Here is a 16,704-nt window from a genome sequence, read left to right as displayed (position 1 = left end):
TCGTTAATCTGATTGGGGGATGAATAAATGTATCAAAATGTGCTTTTTGATCTAGACGACACTCTGCTTGATTTTCAAGCTGGTCAGCAGGCCGGTATTACCAAGATTCTGCAGTCACAAGGCGTACAAGACATCGAACGAGGACTGGCAGCTTTCAAGCAGATCAATCAGCATGTTTGGCAGCAGATTGAACAGGGCGCTGATCGTCAGCCATTGTTTGATCAACGATTTAATGATTTATTTGCTCAGTTTGACAAGCAGGTTGACGGCCTGGCGCTGCAGCAATGGTATGCCAAAATGGAGGCTGCCAACTATCATACGATGCCAGACGCTCATGCTATCTTGCAGCAGCTATCTAATAACGGTGTTCATATCTATGCCGCCAGCAACGGTGAGACTGGTATGCAACAACAACGTTTAAGAGGAGCCGGTCTCTTGAATTATTTTGATGCAGTGTTCATCTCAGAGGAGCTAGGGGTCGCTAAACCAGATCCACGATTTTTTGAGCAGATTATAACCACTTGCCCAGTGTTGACTTGCAAAAATACCGTCATGGTTGGCGATAGCTGGCAATCTGACGTTAGAGGAGCGCAAAATGCTGGCCTGGATTGTATCTGGATAACCCCAAACGATCAGGTCCCTTCAGCTAAATTCGATCATCAAATCAAGATCGCACACGACTTAAAGCAAGCTGTTCAGCTGATTCTTAAATAATCTCAATCAAAAAAGGCTCGCCGTTTCAGACGCGCCTTTTTTAGGTACTTTAGGTTGAAGAGTTATTTTGCCAACTGATCGACAAACTTGGCATGCGGCAGTTGTGTCAAAATCTGAGGCTTGGTCTTGAACTTGGCATCAACGTGGCCGCCACCAATGATGACCTCATCCAGTTCCTTAACGCTGCTGTCAATTAAGACCTGCCAATCATCGGGCAATCCAACAGGAGTAATGCTGCCAAGTTCCATACAGGTTATGGCAATAACATCATCCAAATTGGCCAATGACGGCTTGGTGGCATTCATGGCGTGCTTGAGAACTGCTCCAGAATTAACCCGCTTGCCATAAGGAACCACGACGGCTGCATATCTAATCTGACCATCACGCTTGCCAGCAAAGGCCAGACAGTTTAACTCCTGATTAATGTCGACGCCGTAAGCCTCACTGAGTTTTTCACCATCAGCATACTGGGGATCGATTTGGGCAACCTGAATTTTATCGGTCAGCTCATGGGACTTTAAAAATGAAAGCATTTTTGGTGCCACATATTCGGGATGACTTGCAACAGAAACAAATTCAAGCATAAAAATTCTCTTAAGCTAACTTGGCAATCAATTCACACAACTGATCGACATCGGCTTTTTTTGAGGCCCAGCTGGTAGCAAAACGGATAATGGTATGATTTTCATCATATTTTTCCCAGAAGCTGAACTCGGCATGCTGGGCCAGCTCCTGCATCTTTTGATTTTCAATGACAAAAAACGTCTGATTGGTTGGTGATGAGTAGTAAAGCTGATAGCCATTTTCTTTCAGACATTGACGAATCTGATTGGCATAGTCGATAGCTTCTTTGGCAATCTTGACGTACAGATCGTCTTTAAACAGCTCATCGAATTGAATTCCCAAGAGTCGTCCCTTGGCCAGTAATGCCCCATGCTGCTTGATAATGGTAAACAGATGCGGAATCAGCTTGGCATCCGGTATCACAACGGCTTCGCCAATCAAAGCTCCGCATTTGGTACCGCCAATGTAGAAGGCATCGCATAGCTTAGCCAGATCAGCCATGGTTACGTCGTTTTCTGGACAAGCCAGGGCGTAGGAAAGGCGCGCGCCATCGACATAAAGTTTCATGTCATATTGACGACAGACATCATGAATGGCTTGCAGTTCAGCTTTGGAATACAGCGTCCCGAATTCGGTTGGCTGCGACAGGTAAACCATCCCTGGCATAACCATGTGATCGTGGTTGGCATCGTTATGATAGTCAGCTGCATAGGCCACAATTTGATCAGCAGCAATCTTGCCTTCTTTGGCAGGAACCGTCAATACCTTGTGGCCACCAAATTCAATGGCACCAGCCTCATGCACGCTGATATGTCCCGTATCGGCGGCAATCACGCCTTGATAAGAAGCCAGCAATGCATCGATCATCACGGCATTGGTCTGCGTGCAGCCGATCAAGAACTCGACTTCAGCATTGGGTGCCTCACAAGCTTTGCGAATCCGTTCTTTAGCTGATAAGGAGATTTCATCGAAACCATAGCCGGGCATCTTTTGCCAATTGGTATCAGCCAGTCGTTTTAAAATGTTGGGATGGGCACCTTCCATATAATCAGAAGCAAATGAAATTTTTTCAGTCATTGAAGATTACCTCGCTTGGAATTTGATTTATGGATATCTTACGCTAGAATTAGATATGACACAAATGGCTAATTATCATGGTAAACATGATATATAGTCATATCAATGTTGTAAAAGGCAAAAGGGAAGTAAATAATGGACACAATCAAATGCAAGGCCGCGATTGTAGCCGCAGAAAGAGGCAGTCTGACCGCGGCAGCCAGCGCGCTCGGATACACTCAATCGGGGATTACGCGCATGATCAACAGTTTGGAAAATGAATTGGGTTTTGCACTGTTCATACGTCAAAAAAGAGGCGTTAAACTCACTGAAAATGGCAAGATCATGCTGCCAAAACTGCGTAGTATCGTGCAGGCACAAAAACAGGCCAATGAATTGAGTGCCTCGATCCGTGGCGTTGTGCAGGGGACATTGACGATTGGCAGCTACTTCAGTGTTTCGGCAATCTGGATGCCAGCCATCTTAAAACAGTTTGAAGAACGTTTTCCAAAAATCAAAGTCAAGATGCTGGAGGGCGGTAATCAAGAAATTGCCCGCTGGCTAAATGAAAAGGCGGTCGATCTTTGCTTTTGTGCGGCCCCAGATCCGAAGACTTCCTGTGACTGGCTGCCACTTTATCAAGATGAGATGGTAGTCTGGCTGTCCAAGGATCATTCAATGGCAAATCAGACAAGCTATCCGGTTGCAATGCTTAGTAAGGAAAAATTCATTCATACATTGCCCAATGAGGATACCGATCAGGATCGCTTGATTGTGGCTGAAAAGCTCCAACTCAATGAGCGCTACACGACGCGTGATGGCTTTACCACTTATAATATGGTTGAAGCGGGACTAGGCGTGAGCGTCAATCAACGGCTGATTTCGCAAAAGTGGCAAGGTGCAGTTGCAGAAGTGCCATTGCGACCGGCTCATTATGTGTCACTTGGTCTGGCTGCGCCAAGCTTTAAGGAATGCTCACCGTCTGCCCAGCGCTTTATTGATTGCGTGCAGGAGATGATGCCAGAACTGACAGTGGCTGATTCAAAAACGACTGGCAATTGATTGTCTGGCTTGTTAAAATATAAATAGTTTATTAAAGAAAAATTAAAAACCGCCATTAAATGCTGAATGGCGGTTTTATATGTGGAGGAATAGGATGCCAGGATTAGGAACCATCGTCAACGTAATTGCCATTGCACTTGCGGGAATCATTGGCTGTGTAGCAGGAGAAAGAATCTCGCCACGCTTTCAGGATATGCTGATGAAATCGGCCGCAATTGCCGTTTTGTTTTTAGGGCTGGGCGGCACCATGGCACAGATGCTGCAGTTTAAGAATGGCTCTTTTTCAACGCAAGGGACCATGATGATGATCGGCAGCCTGGCAATCGGTGGTCTGATCGGTGAGTGGCTGCGTATTGAGGATCGGTTTACCGAATTTGGCAACTGGCTCAAGCAAAAGACCGGCAACGCTAACGATCAAGAATTCATCGAAGCCTTCGTAACAGCTTCTTTAACCGTCTGCATTGGCGCGATGGCAATCGTAGGCGCGATTGAAGACGGCATTTTTGGCGACCACTCAATCCTGTTCGCTAAGGCAATTCTTGATTTTGTCATCGTCTTGATCATGGCCACCTCGCTGGGCAAGGGTTGCGGATTTGCAGCGATTCCAGTCGGGATTTTGCAAGGGACCGTCACGTTGTTTAGCGAATTGCTCAAGCCCGTGATGACGACTGCAGTTATGAATAACATCTCATATGTTGGCTCGATTCTGATTTTCTGTGTCGGGGTCAACCTTTTTTGGGGCAACAAGATCCGAGTAGCCAATCTCTTGCCAGCGCTGATCGTTGGTGCCGTTTGGGTGATATTTTAACTTTAAACCGGCTTGATGAACTGCTCATCAGTCGGTTTTTTTGATTGTTGAGCATGTCTGATTAATTGTTTTATTGAACATCCCCGTGGTTTGATTTTAATTGATACTGGTTGGAATAAAGCGAACCGCGATCATCAATTATGAATGGAAAAACGTTCCTTTAAAGACGTTTGAGCTGGCTGACAGTAATGATGGCGCTTGGAATCGTTCATTTGATCTTTTTAGCGATGGGACGATTAAAATGATTTGGAAACCAGGACACAGTTCCGGGCTATGTGCTGCCAAGCTTCAAGCTCCTGGACGCAAGGAATATGTAATGCTTGCTTCCGATGGCGGATATGCTGCCAAATCATGGATTGAGAATCTGACGCCAGGGGTAGTGATTGATCGAAAGGCGGCTCAGCGATCATTGAACTACCTGGCTGAAGTCGCTAAAGATCAATACTGTGTTGAATGTATTGCCAATCACGATCCGGCTGTGCAGCCTCACGAAATAGTTTTGCCGTATTGAGAAAATCCGGATAGCCAATAAATTGTTCAATAATAAAAACAGTGCTGAAATTACCTGTTTACCAGTTAATCAGCACTGTTTTTTATTTAATCGTTATTTCAGCTTTTAATGGCGCCATTGACCAAAAAACTGATATCCAGTGGTTCAACGGCATTGGTCAACGTCCCCAGCGAGATAAAGTCAACGCCGCAGCCCTGGTACTGGGCAATATTTGCTAGATCAATGCCGCCTGAAGCTTCAGTAAGAATTCCAGCCGGCACCAGTTTTTGCCATTGCTTGATGGTTGCTGGCTTTTGATTATCAAACATAATCACATCGGCATGGTGTTTGATAGCTTCCTGTAATTCACTGAGTGTTTCAACTTCAACCTCCACGCGCGTCATAGGTCCCACGTTCTGCTTGGCTAGATCGATTGCCTTGCCAACGCTGCCCGCCAATGCCAGATGATTGTCTTTTAACATAATCCCGTGCGTCAGTCCCATGCGATGATTAAAACCGCCACCAGCACGAACAGCTGCTTTTTCAAACATTCTTAGCCCAGGCATCGTCTTGCGCGTATCCACGATTTTGATGGTTGGATCAGCCAGCAGCTCGACGGCTTGAGCAGTTTTAGTGGCAATCCCGCTCATGTGCTGCAGCAGATTCAAAATAACCCGTTCACCGCTTAGTAAAACGGCAGCTGATCCTTTAACTCGTGCTAACTCGGTCTTTTTAGCGACTTTTTCACCATCGCTGACCAACAACTCAACTTCAGCACCACCTAAAAGGTCATAGACGGCACTGATAACCTGTAGGCCACAGACAATACCATCAGCTTTGGCAATGAACATTCCTTCAATGACATGATCTGGTAGGGGAGCAAGACTGGCATCCCCAAATTCCAGATCTTCTTTTAAAAAAGCGGTCAGTTTTTGTTTTAGAAGAAAATCATTCAGCATGAGCGTCCTCGTTCTTTCCTGGTTCTGGCAATGCCAAGACAGCCACCGAACCAATAATCAAAGAAATCATGAAAATCAAGAAGATCATATTGATGCTGACATGCTGATCGATCCAAATCCCAACCAGCAGTGGACCAACGACGGCACCAATCCGGCCCATTCCTTGCGCCATCCCCGTCATCGTCCCGCGAACGTCAGTCTCATACAGCGTTGGTGTCAAAGCGATGATGGCACCGTAAGCGCCGAGGTTGAAGAACGATAGGATGCAGCCAGCAATAACCGTCAAAGCGCTGCTCGAAACGTTGCCAAACATGATCGCGCCTAGTGCCGTCCCCAACATGTAGATTGCGAAGACGTACTTAGTTTTGATTTTACCAGCCAGCCAAGCTGCCAGATAGTATCCTGGTAACTGGGCCACCACAATGATCGTTGTATAGCCGAAACTTTCAATCACGCTGTTGCCCCGTGCCAGCATAATGCTTGGCAGCCACATAAACATTCCATAATAGCTAAACATGACCATTAACCAGGCAATCCAGAGCATAATAGTCTTGCCATGAAAAGATTTCTTTAAGGCCTGGCCCAAACCAACCCGTTTTGTTTGAACATGACTGATTTCTTGAATATTACGACGCATCATAATAGCAAAGAATCCAGTCAGCGCTGTAACTAAAAGCAGACCCCGCCAGCCAATTTGCGTGCTGAACAAAAATGACAGAAATGAGGCAATCAACCAGCCAATTGCCCAAAAGCTGTCAGCCATAATCAGCATTTGTGAGCGCTTGTTGCCCTGGTATAAGTCAGAAATGTAAGTAGCAGCTACTGGCAGTTCGCCACCGAGTCCCATGCCAACAAAGAAACGAATTACCAAAAAGCTTTTAAAGCCAACCGCGGCCGCTAAGACCACATTCCCCAGTGAAAACATCAGTAGGGTAATGATCAGCGTATTCTTACGGCCAATTCGATCAGCCAGGTGACCAAAATAAAAGCCACCACAGATCATCCCAATAGTGCTGACCGAACTGATCAATCCGGTCTGTGAATTGGCCAGCCCCCACGCTTTACGCACGATCGGCATGATAAATGACAGCAGACCTACGTCCAACGCGTCAAACATCCATGCCGTTGCAATGATTAAAAACGAAGCCAAGGCCGTTTTCTTGGCTGTTAAACTTTGATCCATTTTTCTGCTCCCTTAACCAAATTTTGTAAAAGTAAGAGTTACCTTTATTTCGGTCAAGTTTAGTCCTTTATCGGTCAAATGCAAGCCAGAATTAATTATTTACTAACTAGGTAAACGTAACAGTGAGCGTTTACAAAACTGGTTTAATAATACTTTATAAAAGTAAAAACTACCTAAAATAATTTTGGTAATGGATACTCAGAAAACGATTTCGATGCCAAAAAATGACCATCAAACCAGAATTAAGATCAAAAAATGAGCATTTCAAAATTGGAAATGCTCGTTGGCGAATGATTATCAATTTAGTAAGATTAGATTAGTTAAGAAAGGGCTAATTGTTAATTAGCAAAAATATAACTAACATAATCAAAAGTGTTTAAATGTGTTATAATAGATTCAACCTACTAAAGTGAGGTGAATCTATTTTGAACAAAATCTATAAGGTTAGCCAAGCTGCTGAACTGCTTGGTGTTTCAGTTTCAACAATGCAGCGTTGGGATCGAGAGGGGCGCATCAAGGCTTATCGAAATGCTGCCAATCGGCGTTACTACACTCAAGAACAATTGAATAAGTATCTAGGGATCAGTGAAAAAGACCGTAAAAACATTGCTTATGCTCGAGTATCATCAGCTGGACAAAAACGTGATCTAGAGGATCAGATGGATTTCTTGATTCAATATTGTAATGCTAAGGGCATTATTATTGATGAGCATATTACAGATATTGGCAGTGGACTCAATTACAAACGACCTAAGTGGAATAAGCTGTTACAAGAAGTTGAAGATCGCAAAATTGGCAAAATTTATGTGACTTATAAGGATCGCTTTATCCGCTTTGGCTTTGATTGGTTCGCTGACTTTTGTAAGCGTCATGGTGCAGAAATCATCGTGGTTAATAATCCTAAAACTAGCCCCGATAAGGAATTGGTTGACGATCTGACCAGTATTATCCATGTGTTTTCCAGTCGCTTATACGGCCTACGCCGTTATAAAAAACAGATTGAGACGGATCCCAGCTTGAAAGGCGGTGGTAAGAATGACTGATACAATCCAAACGGTGGTTTACGAACTGCATCCGAATAAGACTATGAAGCTGGTTTTGGATGAGGCTATTGATTATCGTCGTTATTGTTGGAACCAAGCCTTAGAAACATGGAATGAGTTGTATCTTGCTCATAAGATTTACGACAAAATTTTATGGACTAAATTTATTCCCAAACAAAATAAAAAAACGGGAAAAATCACGGTAAAACCTATCGACATTCATCTAAATCCTTCTCCAAATTGGAAGATGGTTCGTGACATTATGGTACACGACAAAGCAGATTGGCAATATCAGCGCTCTGCCCACCTGCTTGGCCTTGCCGTTAAGGACTTGGGCAATGCTTGGCAGAATTTTTTTGACAAGGCACAGCCCGATTGGGGAAAGCCGCATTTTCATTCCCGTCGAGAACCACGCCAGGGCTTTAAAAGCGATCAAAGCAAGATTGTAGACGGTTTACTGCGTCTGGAACGTCCTCAGAAAAGCCTCGTTCCAAGTGAAGAATGGCGGGACTTTAAATTAAGTGAGAAACCTTTGTCCGACAAAATCGGTGTAGTCAGCTATTTCCGTGAAAACGGCCGTTACTATGCAGCTGTACCGTTTAAAGTCGCCAATAAAAAAGCATTACCCAAAACTGGTAAGAATACGGCAGTTGATGTTAATGTCGGTCATTTCAACTATACGGATGGTCAACAAAACGTTCTTCCAAAGAAGTTGGAACGCATTTACGAAAAAATTAAACATTATCAACGTAAATTAGCACATAAACGGGTTGTTACTGGCAGTACGCAAAGCAATAACTATTTGAAGACGAGAACCAAGCTTCAAGCATGCTATCGCAAAGCATCTAATATCCAGAATGACCTCATGCACAAATTTACGACTAAGTTGGTTAATAATTATGATCAAATCGTAATTGAAAACCTGTCTGTCAAAGGCATGCTAATGAGCCATGTAGCTTCTAAGGGCGTGCATCGTTCCATGTTTGGCAGGTTTAAGCAAATGCTGACTTACAAGTGTAAATGGTATGGTCGCAAATTGATTTTAGCCGACAAACTATATCCATCTACTCAGCGTTGTGCAGTCTGCGGCACCATTAAGCATGGTGATGAACGCATTACGCTGTATGGCAACAAGAAGCATGGCACCAAACATAATGAGTTTGTTTGCTATAACAAAAAATGTCCCAACTACAACTTAGTTGTAGATCGGGACACCAATGCGATGTTTAATCTTTTAGCACTGATTGAGCATCCAAAATTGAATAAGGCACTATAAACTTAAAAGAAAGGATTGTTAATGGCCTTGAGCAATCGAGGCCACACGGGTTAGCTGTACCCGAGGATTGGCGAGAGCCTTCCTTAGATGTTGCAAGAGTGATGTTTCGGCATCTGCGTTGGTCAATGTGATTACTCCCTCGTTGGAATATCGGAATACCGGCGATAACGGCAATAAGAAAAACGTTTGTATTTAAGTCTTCGGATATGTAGTTAAAATCGTAAAATAACTACATTGCACACTTTTTTGCAGCGGTGATGAAAATGAATCAATGGCAAGATGGCAAAATACGCTGTCCATGGGCCAATCCCCAAAATCCACGTTATGTTCAGTACCATGATCAAAAGTGGGGCCGCCCAGTCAAAGATGACCATGAACTGTTTAAAATGCTGATTTTGGAGACCTTTCAAGCGGGACTTTCCTGGGAGATTGTTTTAAACAAAGAAGAAGGTTTTGCACATGCTTTTGCTGATTTTGACGTTAAAAAAATAGCGCAATTTACGCAAGCTGATCAGCAGCGGCTGCAAAACGATCCCAGCATCATTCGCCACCGCTTGAAGATCAATGCTGCCGTCAATAATGCGCAGGTTTTTATGCAGATTCAAAAAGAATGGGGCTCATTTGCTAAGTACTTATGGCACTGGACAGTTGGCAAGACGATTTATGAAACCGGCCAGACCCATTCACCACTGTCCGACGTCGTGTCTAAAGATCTCAAAAAACGCGGCATGAAGTTTGTTGGCACCAAGACGGTTTATGCCTACCTGCAGGCAGTGGGCGTAGTTAACAGTCATGAACCGGGGTGCTTCTTATACCATGCGACTGAGCCAAGTAGCAATGTTGCACATTCAGTGCTGATGCTTTAGGTGATTATTGCAATTCAGCTGAACAATCATCTAGGATCAGGTTCGTGGAATCAAGCCTGGGTCAGTTTTTTAACCAGGTCTTCCCAGATCAGATCGCGACCAATTTGGTAAACATAGCGCATCAAAGGCGTGACTGACTGAACGCATATTGATAGTGACCATCATAAAAAATATCATAACGCGGATTGCTTTCGATATAAGGGGTTGGTACCAAATGGCTGTGGGTAAATGATTCATCAATCAGCCAAGCAACTACCGTGACGTCCCAGATGATTTGTGACCAAGCGTGTGTCTGATGATTGGCATTCTGGTCGGCAACCATGAGCTTGACCAGATAGTCACAGAGCTTGTTTTGTCCATTCAAGTCAAGCGATCCTCAAGTTCTGCACGGCTGATGGCAAAAGATGCTGCCAATAATTAATCTTGCCGATTGTTCAATGGTCAAAACCAACTTGATTCAGTCACAACGAATGCGCAAGATGTTGCAGCTGATTGCCGATCATTATGATGAGCCATTAATGCTGGATCAGATTGCTCAATCAGTTGGTGTTAGCCCCCAAGAATGCATGTGCTGTTTTAAAAAGCTGATCAAGCAGTCGCCAATCCAGTACCTGATCGCTTAGCCCCAATTCGGAGTTGAGCATTTTGCAGATCAGTCTGTGCTGTAGCTTTAACTTTAGCAGCTATTTTGCCAAGGCCTTTCGCGCCAGCATGCACTGTTCACCGCGTGAGTATCACAAGCGCCTGCAGGTTTCTGGCAGTCAGGCAGATTGATTGAACTTTGTTTTGGACGTGTTATGCTAAAGGCAACAATCCAAATGAGGTGATACTATGACAGATTATCAAGCAGAATTGGATGAAACGCGGGCCAACAATCGGAAGCTGTTCGGTGCACTGGGTGATACCGGCAAAGGCTTTAATGCCATGCATAGTGGAGCCATTAAGGATGGTGCTCTGGATATTAAGACTAAAGAGCTGGAATCATTAGCCATTGCGATTGCCGTACGCTGTGAAGGCTGTATCGTTCAGCATACCAAGGCCTGTTTGAAGGCTGGCGCTACGCGTGATGAAATCGTTGAGACGATTGGTGTAGCTGTCATGATGGGTGGTGGCCCATCCACGGTATATGGTGGCAAGGCATTGGAATGCTACGACCAGTTTGCCAAGGCCGCTGAATAAAATATAATTAAAAAGCACTTCTGCCAGCGACAGAAGTGCTTTTTTGAGTGATCAGGTCAAATAATTAGAGTTGATTGTATTCTTTGTCAGTTACTGGTTCAAGCCATTCGTTGCTAGTATCAACGCCAGGAATCTCAAATGCCAGGTGGCTGAACCATTGATCCTTCTTAGCCCCATGCCAGTGCTTGACACCGGCTGGAATTTCAACAATATCGCCAGGGTGCAGACTTTGAGCAGGTTTGCCGGCTTCTTGATACCAGCCTTCACCATCAACACAGATCAGTACCTGACCGCCACCGCTCTTGGCATGGTGAACGTGCCAATTGTTGCGACAGCCCGGTTCAAACGTCACATTGCTGATGGTCAGTGGATCGTCTGGCTTAGTCAGGACCTTGAGGTAAGACTGGCCACTAAAGTACTTGGCATAAGCATCGTTAGGCTCACCCAAGCCAAAGAAGCCACCATGTGAAGCCGCTTCATCACCATCTGCGTAGACTTCTTTAGCCATGTTGAAGGCTGCCCATGCATTTGGCCAACCAGCATAAAAGGCCAGGTGAGTCAGCAATTCAGCCATTTCGGTCTTACTAACGCCATTTTTCTTAGCGGTTGCCAGATGATATTTCAGTGAGTTGTCAGTAATACCTTTGCCGATCAAGGCACTGACCGTTGCAATACTGCGCAGCTTGAGTGAAAGCAAGGATTCACGGTCCCAAACCTCACCAAAAAGAATGTCATCATTTAAGTGGGCAAATTCAGGAGCAAATTCGCCTAAAGCATCATGTCCTGCAGTTTGTTTCATAGTTTGCCTCCAAAAACAGGGAAAAACCTGTCATTGCCATAGTCTTTAATGTGTTCAACCTGTTTTAATGTATCCATATCTGCTGCATCGATTTCAAAATCAACTGCGGCATTTTGTGCCATATGTTCTGGGTTGGCCGTCTTAGGCAATGGCAGCATGCCCAGCTGCAGATCATAGCGAATGCAGAGTTGGGCGACAGAAACGCCGTACTTTTGGGCCATCGCTACCAGTACCGAATTCTTTAAAACGGCACCATGCGCAACTGGTGAGTAGGCCTCAACTAGGATGTCATTTTGCTGACAAAAGTCGATCAAATCAAACGGTGTGTTGGCAATATGGGCCAAAATCTGGTCAACAGCAGGTTTAACATCGGCATGATCCAAAATATTTTGCAGGTCATGCTGATTGAAGTTGGAAACCCCAATTGCTCGCAATTTACCAGCCTTATAGGCATCTTCCAGTGCCCGATAAGCTTCAAGATTGCCTTTTTCATAGCGGTTATCGGACTGGTTGACCGCTTTCCATGGCTGTGGACTGTGAATGATCATCAAATCAATGTAATCCAGGCCTAATTTGGTCAGTGACTCATCAATTGCCTTGGCAGCTGAGTCATAGTCTTTTAACTCGGCCGCTAGTTTGGTCGTGACAAAGATAGCTTGACGATCCTTGCCCGATTCGCGCAGGCCCAGCCCAACCTCGGTTTCGTTGCCATAGGCTTGAGCCGTATCAATGTGTCGATAGCCCAGCTTAATGGCTTCTTTAACGGCTTCGGTAGCGGCCTGACCTTCAGTCAGCCAAGTGCCTAGTGCTAATTTGGGGATCTTGACCCCGTTGTTTAGTACATAATCTTCATTCAGAATGCTCATTTTTCTCCTCCTGTTCATCAGTTGATGGTGCAGTCCCCATACCAGGGATCTCATCCAATGCCAAACCGGATACCGGATCGGGATGATAGACTGCTTTTTCAGTACCAGCAGCAATTGCCGTCCGATAATACCAGTCTTTGTAATCGAGCTCTTTTAGATAAAAGTTTAGCTGCTCGATCTGATCTAAGACATGCTGGCGCTGATCTTTGATGATTGAATAGCGCTGCTCCAGCGTTGCATCACCATCTGCGCACAGATCAACATATTCTTTGATCTTGCGAATTGGCATACCAGTTCCTTTAAGGCAGTTTAAAATCCGTAGCCAGGGGAAATCGGCATCCTCAAAAACGCGAATGCCGTTGACCCGCTTGACGTTCGGCAAGAGCCCCTCTTTATCGTAATAGCGAAGCGTGGAAGGTGCCACGCCCATCATCTGGGCAACTTGAGAAATTGTATAAGACATTTCATCCCTCCAATCCAGCAGTTGATGCTTTAATTCTAGTCCTTAAAGTTAACTTTAAGTCAATGGTTGATTGCTAAATTTTATATTGATCGATCATCTTTTTTAGCTCGCTGACATACAAACGTTTTAACGTGACCGGTTCTTCTACGATTAGATAATGGACGAGGTAGCCTAGCTCCTGTGGATTGTAAAAGCCTTTTCGTTTTCAATCAATTCCATGGTTTCATAATGACTTTTCAAGGGACTGATCTTAGCCGGCTTGACATCAACGAACGGTTTGAGATTGCCAAAAACGAGGCAGATGCAATTTTACCAGCATTTTATTCGTCAGATTCCAATGACTAGAATTAAACAATTTTAGACTGAAAATAATTAAAAATATAATATTTATATCATTATCTTTTAATTCTAAATATTAAAAAGGATTTGAGTGTGTTTGCTCAAATCCTTTTTTATAATCTAATAAAGTTCGTTTTTAGCCAATTAGCCTTGCGTTGGCGTCATATCGTTGATGTTGCTGTGGCGATAGCCGTAACCAAAGTAGAGTACCATCCCAATAGCAAACCAGATACCAGCCCCGATCCAGGTTTCCTTAGACAAAAACGACATCATAAACAGGCAGGCAAACCCGGAAAGCAGCGGTAATACTGGATACAGTGGTACCTTAAAGCCGCCGTCATTTAAGATATCTTCACGCTTGCGCAGCGGAATGATCCCAAACGAAACCATGGTAAACGCCAGCAACGTCCCAATGTTAACCAGGTTGGTCAGGCTATCCAGTGATACGAAGCCGCCCATTACCGCAATCAAAACCGCAACGGCCCACAAAGCAATTTTTGGCGTATGCGACTTTTTATCCAGCTGGCGCAAGGAAGTTGGCAAAAGGCCATCACGACTCAGTGAGTAAATCAGGCGTGACGAGGCGTAGATTGCCGTAAACATGCAGGTGGCCATCCCAATCAAAGCACCGATTGAAAGCAATGAGGCCAGCCAGCCTTGATGAACGGACTGTAGCGCAAAGGCGACTGGGTTGGCAACATCCAAGTGCTTGTAGTTGACCATTCCCGTCAAAACGATTGAGACACCCATGTAGAGAACCGTTGCTATCAGCAGTGTACCAATGATTCCAATCGGCATTGTCTTTTGCGGGTTCTTGACCTCAGCCGCGGAACTTGAGATGCAGTCAAAACCCAAAAAGGCAAAGAAGACGGTCGTGGCACCTTTGAATGCACCATGAGCACCATATGGCAAGAATGGGTGATAGTTAGCCCTTTTAACAAAGAATACGCCAATGATGATAAAGGCCACAATAATCAAAAGCTTGATAATGATGGCAATATTGTTAACCCGTACCGATTCGTGCATCCCGTATGACAGCAGCCAGGTAATTAAAAGAACGCTTAAAATCGCGGTCAAGTTGATATAGGTGCCCTTGGCCGGATCAAATGGACCAGCGAGAGCTCTGGGGATGTTGATGCCACAACTGGCCAGCAGCGAGTTGAAGTAGGCTGCCCAACCTGTCGAGACGCAGGCTACTGCCAATAAATATTCCAAGACCAGGGCCCAACCCATGATCCAACCGATAAATTCACCATAGATAATGTTGCCGTATGAATAGGCACTACCGGCAACCGGAATTGCTGATGAAAACTCAGCATAGCACATTCCGGCCAGCCCACACACAATAGCAGCGGCCAAAAAAGAAAGCGAGACACCGGGCCCGGCATCATTGGCTGCTACAGTACCAGGCAGGATGAAAATCCCACTGCCAATAACGGCACCGATTCCCATTGCCATCAGATCTTTAGCGTTCATGGTCTTGGGCATCTGGCCGTCTGTTTTCATATACCGTGACAGACTTTCTTTGCGAAACAGATTCATAATATCAACCACCTTTGGATTAAGGAAAAACGATTCTTTTCAATAATATTTTGATTTTTGTTTGTGATATTGAAATACATAATAGTCGCATAAATATTAAAAATCAATTAGAAAAGTAAAGGGATTATTCATCTAAATTATTAAAGAAATGAAGGTTGAAATCGATTGCGACTTTAGATAAGAAACAAGGTGATTAGTTTTCGAACTGTATTGCGTTTATCTAGTTTTATAGCTTTTTTCATTAAAAACGTAATCAAACGTTTTGGTGAGGTCACGGCTGTAAATAATCTTAACTTTTACGTTAAGCGTGGTGAGGTTTTGGGCATTGTTGGACAAAATGGGGCCGGCAAGTCAACTACTTTTAAGATGATCATGAATTTTTTAAAGCCGGATCAGGGTACCATTACCATTGCTGGCCAGCCGCTGGATGAAAAATCTTTAGATCAGATTGGTTTTTTGCCCGAGGAACGGGGCCTTTATCTGGATATGACGATCAAGGAACAAGTACTTTACTTTGCGAGTCTGCATGGGTTTGATCTAAAAATTGCGGCTGCCGATCTATCGTTATGGATGAATCGATTATCAGTAAAGGGAAATGAGAAATCACGAATTAAAAATCTGTCGAAGGGTAATCACAGTTAATCACGGCCATCGTCCGCGTCTGGTGATTTTGGATGAGCCTTTTTCAGGAGTGGACCCGGTTAACGTGGAACTGCTGATTGAAACGGTCAAAAAACTAAAGGCAACTGGTACGGCAATCATTTTTTCCTCACATAACATGAAAAACGTTGCTGAAGTCTCGGATCAGTTGTTGATGCTTGTTAATGGGAATCAGCGACTGTATGGACCGATTGATGAAATCAGATCACGTTTTGGTAAAACCAAGATCTACCTGGAAGGCGTCTTTGATAATCTTTTAATTGAGGAATTGCCAGGGATGATGGCCATTGATGATGATTATCCCGGCAAAGTAATTACGTTTGATTCTGAACTGCATGTCAAGCAGGCAATGGATCAAGCCAGGCATCTTCCATCATTACGTGGATATCGTCTTTTACCAGCAACATTGGATGATATTTTTCGCTTAACGATTAAAGGGGAGGTAGACAGCCATGAGTAGAGTGCTTTCCGTTGCCAGAATGGTATTTAAAAAGAAGCCGCTGTCGCCTGCTTATTATTGGATGATTATTGCCCAATCGTGGTCGCAATCGTTGGATTTGGTTTCGTCAAATACATGCAACAGCAAAGCAAGGCTGAACGCCCGGTAATAGCAGTTGTTGCCGACAACAATGTCAAAAAAGTCCTAACATCTAAAAAATCAACCGCATGGGGCTGTATTTGAATTGCAGCTCCAGGCAGCCGATGATAAAGATAATGGGGATGCATCCAATTAAAAAACCTCAAGTGAGTTTCGGCTCACTGGTGTGTACCCAAAAAGCTGGAATTGAATATTAATTACTTGTAAACTGAATAAAAATTTTTATTAGGCAGCCAG

Annotated in this window: 21 protein-coding genes; 12 read left to right on the top strand and 9 right to left on the bottom strand. The window is 44.3% G+C overall.

Annotation, left to right across the window (positions count from 1 at the left end; genetic code table 11):
• Positions 1 to 27 precede the first annotated feature (27 nt).
• Entirely contained in the window at positions 28 to 714 is a 687-nt protein-coding gene (locus HF864_RS06590; protein ID WP_169462199.1) for a YjjG family noncanonical pyrimidine nucleotidase, read from the top strand.
• Between the two features lie 62 nt (positions 715 to 776).
• On the opposite strand, the gene HF864_RS06585 is transcribed toward HF864_RS06590, so the two are convergent.
• Entirely contained in the window at positions 777 to 1,298 is a 522-nt protein-coding gene (locus HF864_RS06585) for a YbaK/EbsC family protein (protein ID WP_169462198.1), read from the bottom strand.
• Between the two features lie 10 nt (positions 1,299 to 1,308).
• Entirely contained in the window at positions 1,309 to 2,355 is a 1,047-nt protein-coding gene (locus HF864_RS06580; RefSeq protein ID WP_169462197.1) for a beta-eliminating lyase-related protein, read from the bottom strand.
• A gap of 135 nt (positions 2,356 to 2,490) precedes the next feature.
• Here HF864_RS06580 and HF864_RS06575 point away from each other — a divergent pair, with 135 nt between their 5' ends.
• The 3 genes from HF864_RS06575 to HF864_RS06565 all read left to right on the top strand — a co-directional run bounded on the left by HF864_RS06575 (position 2,491) and on the right by HF864_RS06565 (position 4,715).
• A complete protein-coding gene (locus HF864_RS06575) occupies positions 2,491 to 3,396 on the top strand; it encodes a LysR family transcriptional regulator (protein ID WP_169462196.1) in 906 nt (301 codons plus the stop codon).
• A gap of 94 nt (positions 3,397 to 3,490) precedes the next feature.
• Positions 3,491 to 4,204, top strand: coding sequence for a DUF554 domain-containing protein (locus tag HF864_RS06570; protein ID WP_169462195.1), 714 nt, complete (start codon positions 3,491 to 3,493; stop codon positions 4,202 to 4,204).
• A 100-nt stretch (positions 4,205 to 4,304) separates the two neighbouring features.
• On the top strand, positions 4,305 to 4,715 hold the full coding sequence (locus tag HF864_RS06565) for a hypothetical protein (protein WP_169462194.1): 411 nt from the start codon (positions 4,305 to 4,307) through the stop codon (positions 4,713 to 4,715).
• A gap of 98 nt (positions 4,716 to 4,813) precedes the next feature.
• Here HF864_RS06565 and nadC read toward each other — a convergent pair whose 3' ends face one another.
• Positions 4,814 to 5,653, bottom strand: a complete 840-nt coding sequence (nadC, locus tag HF864_RS06560) for a carboxylating nicotinate-nucleotide diphosphorylase (protein ID WP_205882314.1) — start codon at positions 5,651 to 5,653, stop codon at positions 4,814 to 4,816.
• Positions 5,643 to 6,836: an MFS transporter gene (locus HF864_RS06555; protein WP_205882313.1), complete on the bottom strand. Its 1,194-nt coding sequence runs from the start codon at positions 6,834 to 6,836 to the stop codon at positions 5,643 to 5,645. Before HF864_RS06555 ends, nadC begins: the two co-directional genes overlap by 11 nt.
• 434 nt (positions 6,837 to 7,270) lie before the next feature.
• On the opposite strand from HF864_RS06555, the gene HF864_RS06550 reads away from it, so the two are divergent.
• The 3 genes from HF864_RS06550 (at position 7,271) to HF864_RS06540 (ending at position 10,021) form a co-directional block, all read left to right on the top strand.
• Positions 7,271 to 7,879 carry an IS607 family transposase gene (locus HF864_RS06550; RefSeq protein ID WP_278781445.1) on the top strand — a complete coding sequence of 203 codons (609 nt, stop codon included), beginning with the start codon at positions 7,271 to 7,273 and terminating at the stop codon, positions 7,877 to 7,879.
• Positions 7,872 to 9,155, top strand: a complete 1,284-nt coding sequence (locus HF864_RS06545) for an RNA-guided endonuclease TnpB family protein (protein ID WP_169462192.1) — start codon at positions 7,872 to 7,874, stop codon at positions 9,153 to 9,155. The genes HF864_RS06550 and HF864_RS06545 overlap by 8 nt, the downstream gene beginning before the upstream one ends.
• Before the next feature lie 263 nt (positions 9,156 to 9,418).
• Positions 9,419 to 10,021, top strand: a complete 603-nt coding sequence (locus tag HF864_RS06540) for a DNA-3-methyladenine glycosylase I (RefSeq protein ID WP_205882312.1) — start codon at positions 9,419 to 9,421, stop codon at positions 10,019 to 10,021.
• Between the two features lie 121 nt (positions 10,022 to 10,142).
• Here HF864_RS06540 and HF864_RS06535 read toward each other — a convergent pair whose 3' ends face one another.
• A complete protein-coding gene (locus tag HF864_RS06535; RefSeq protein WP_169462190.1) occupies positions 10,143 to 10,385 on the bottom strand; it encodes a hypothetical protein in 243 nt (80 codons plus the stop codon).
• Positions 10,386 to 10,425: 40 nt separating this feature from the next.
• Here HF864_RS06535 and HF864_RS06530 point away from each other — a divergent pair, with 40 nt between their 5' ends.
• The 3 genes from HF864_RS06530 to HF864_RS06525 are packed head-to-tail and all read left to right on the top strand — an operon-like array spanning position 10,426 to position 11,200.
• Entirely contained in the window at positions 10,426 to 10,644 is a 219-nt protein-coding gene (locus HF864_RS06530; RefSeq protein WP_169462189.1) for a hypothetical protein, read from the top strand.
• A 22-nt stretch (positions 10,645 to 10,666) separates the two neighbouring features.
• Positions 10,667 to 10,795: a hypothetical protein gene (locus tag HF864_RS09545; RefSeq protein ID WP_277346629.1), complete on the top strand. Its 129-nt coding sequence runs from the start codon at positions 10,667 to 10,669 to the stop codon at positions 10,793 to 10,795.
• A gap of 57 nt (positions 10,796 to 10,852) precedes the next feature.
• The gene (locus HF864_RS06525; RefSeq protein ID WP_169462188.1) at positions 10,853 to 11,200 is read left to right on the top strand and encodes a carboxymuconolactone decarboxylase family protein; all 348 of its coding nucleotides are present in this window, start codon (positions 10,853 to 10,855) and stop codon (positions 11,198 to 11,200) included.
• Between the two features lie 64 nt (positions 11,201 to 11,264).
• On the opposite strand, the gene HF864_RS06520 is transcribed toward HF864_RS06525, so the two are convergent.
• From HF864_RS06520 to HF864_RS06505, 4 genes are all read right to left on the bottom strand, one after another.
• On the bottom strand, positions 11,265 to 11,999 hold the full coding sequence (locus tag HF864_RS06520; protein WP_169462187.1) for a carboxymuconolactone decarboxylase family protein: 735 nt from the start codon (positions 11,997 to 11,999) through the stop codon (positions 11,265 to 11,267).
• Positions 11,996 to 12,865, bottom strand: coding sequence for an aldo/keto reductase (locus HF864_RS06515; RefSeq protein ID WP_169462186.1), 870 nt, complete (start codon positions 12,863 to 12,865; stop codon positions 11,996 to 11,998). Before HF864_RS06515 ends, HF864_RS06520 begins: the two co-directional genes overlap by 4 nt.
• Entirely contained in the window at positions 12,849 to 13,328 is a 480-nt protein-coding gene (locus tag HF864_RS06510) for a MerR family transcriptional regulator (protein ID WP_169462185.1), read from the bottom strand. The genes HF864_RS06515 and HF864_RS06510 overlap by 17 nt, the downstream gene beginning before the upstream one ends.
• 483 nt (positions 13,329 to 13,811) lie before the next feature.
• Positions 13,812 to 15,209, bottom strand: a complete 1,398-nt coding sequence (locus HF864_RS06505; RefSeq protein WP_169462184.1) for an amino acid permease — start codon at positions 15,207 to 15,209, stop codon at positions 13,812 to 13,814.
• Positions 15,210 to 15,527: 318 nt separating this feature from the next.
• On the opposite strand from HF864_RS06505, the gene HF864_RS06500 reads away from it, so the two are divergent.
• Both HF864_RS06500 and HF864_RS06495 read left to right on the top strand, forming a co-directional pair.
• Entirely contained in the window at positions 15,528 to 15,851 is a 324-nt protein-coding gene (locus tag HF864_RS06500) for an ATP-binding cassette domain-containing protein (RefSeq protein ID WP_169462183.1), read from the top strand.
• Positions 15,852 to 15,915: 64 nt separating this feature from the next.
• A complete protein-coding gene (locus tag HF864_RS06495) occupies positions 15,916 to 16,329 on the top strand; it encodes a hypothetical protein (protein ID WP_169462182.1) in 414 nt (137 codons plus the stop codon).
• The last annotated feature ends 375 nt before the right edge of the window (positions 16,330 to 16,704 follow it).

It is taken from the genome of Lactobacillus sp. MRS-253-APC-2B, from assembly GCF_012843675.1.
GTDB lineage: Bacteria > Bacillota > Bacilli > Lactobacillales > Lactobacillaceae > Limosilactobacillus > Limosilactobacillus pulli.
The sequence above is the reverse complement of the archived record's forward strand: the minus strand, read 5'-3'. Positions and strand labels throughout refer to the sequence as shown.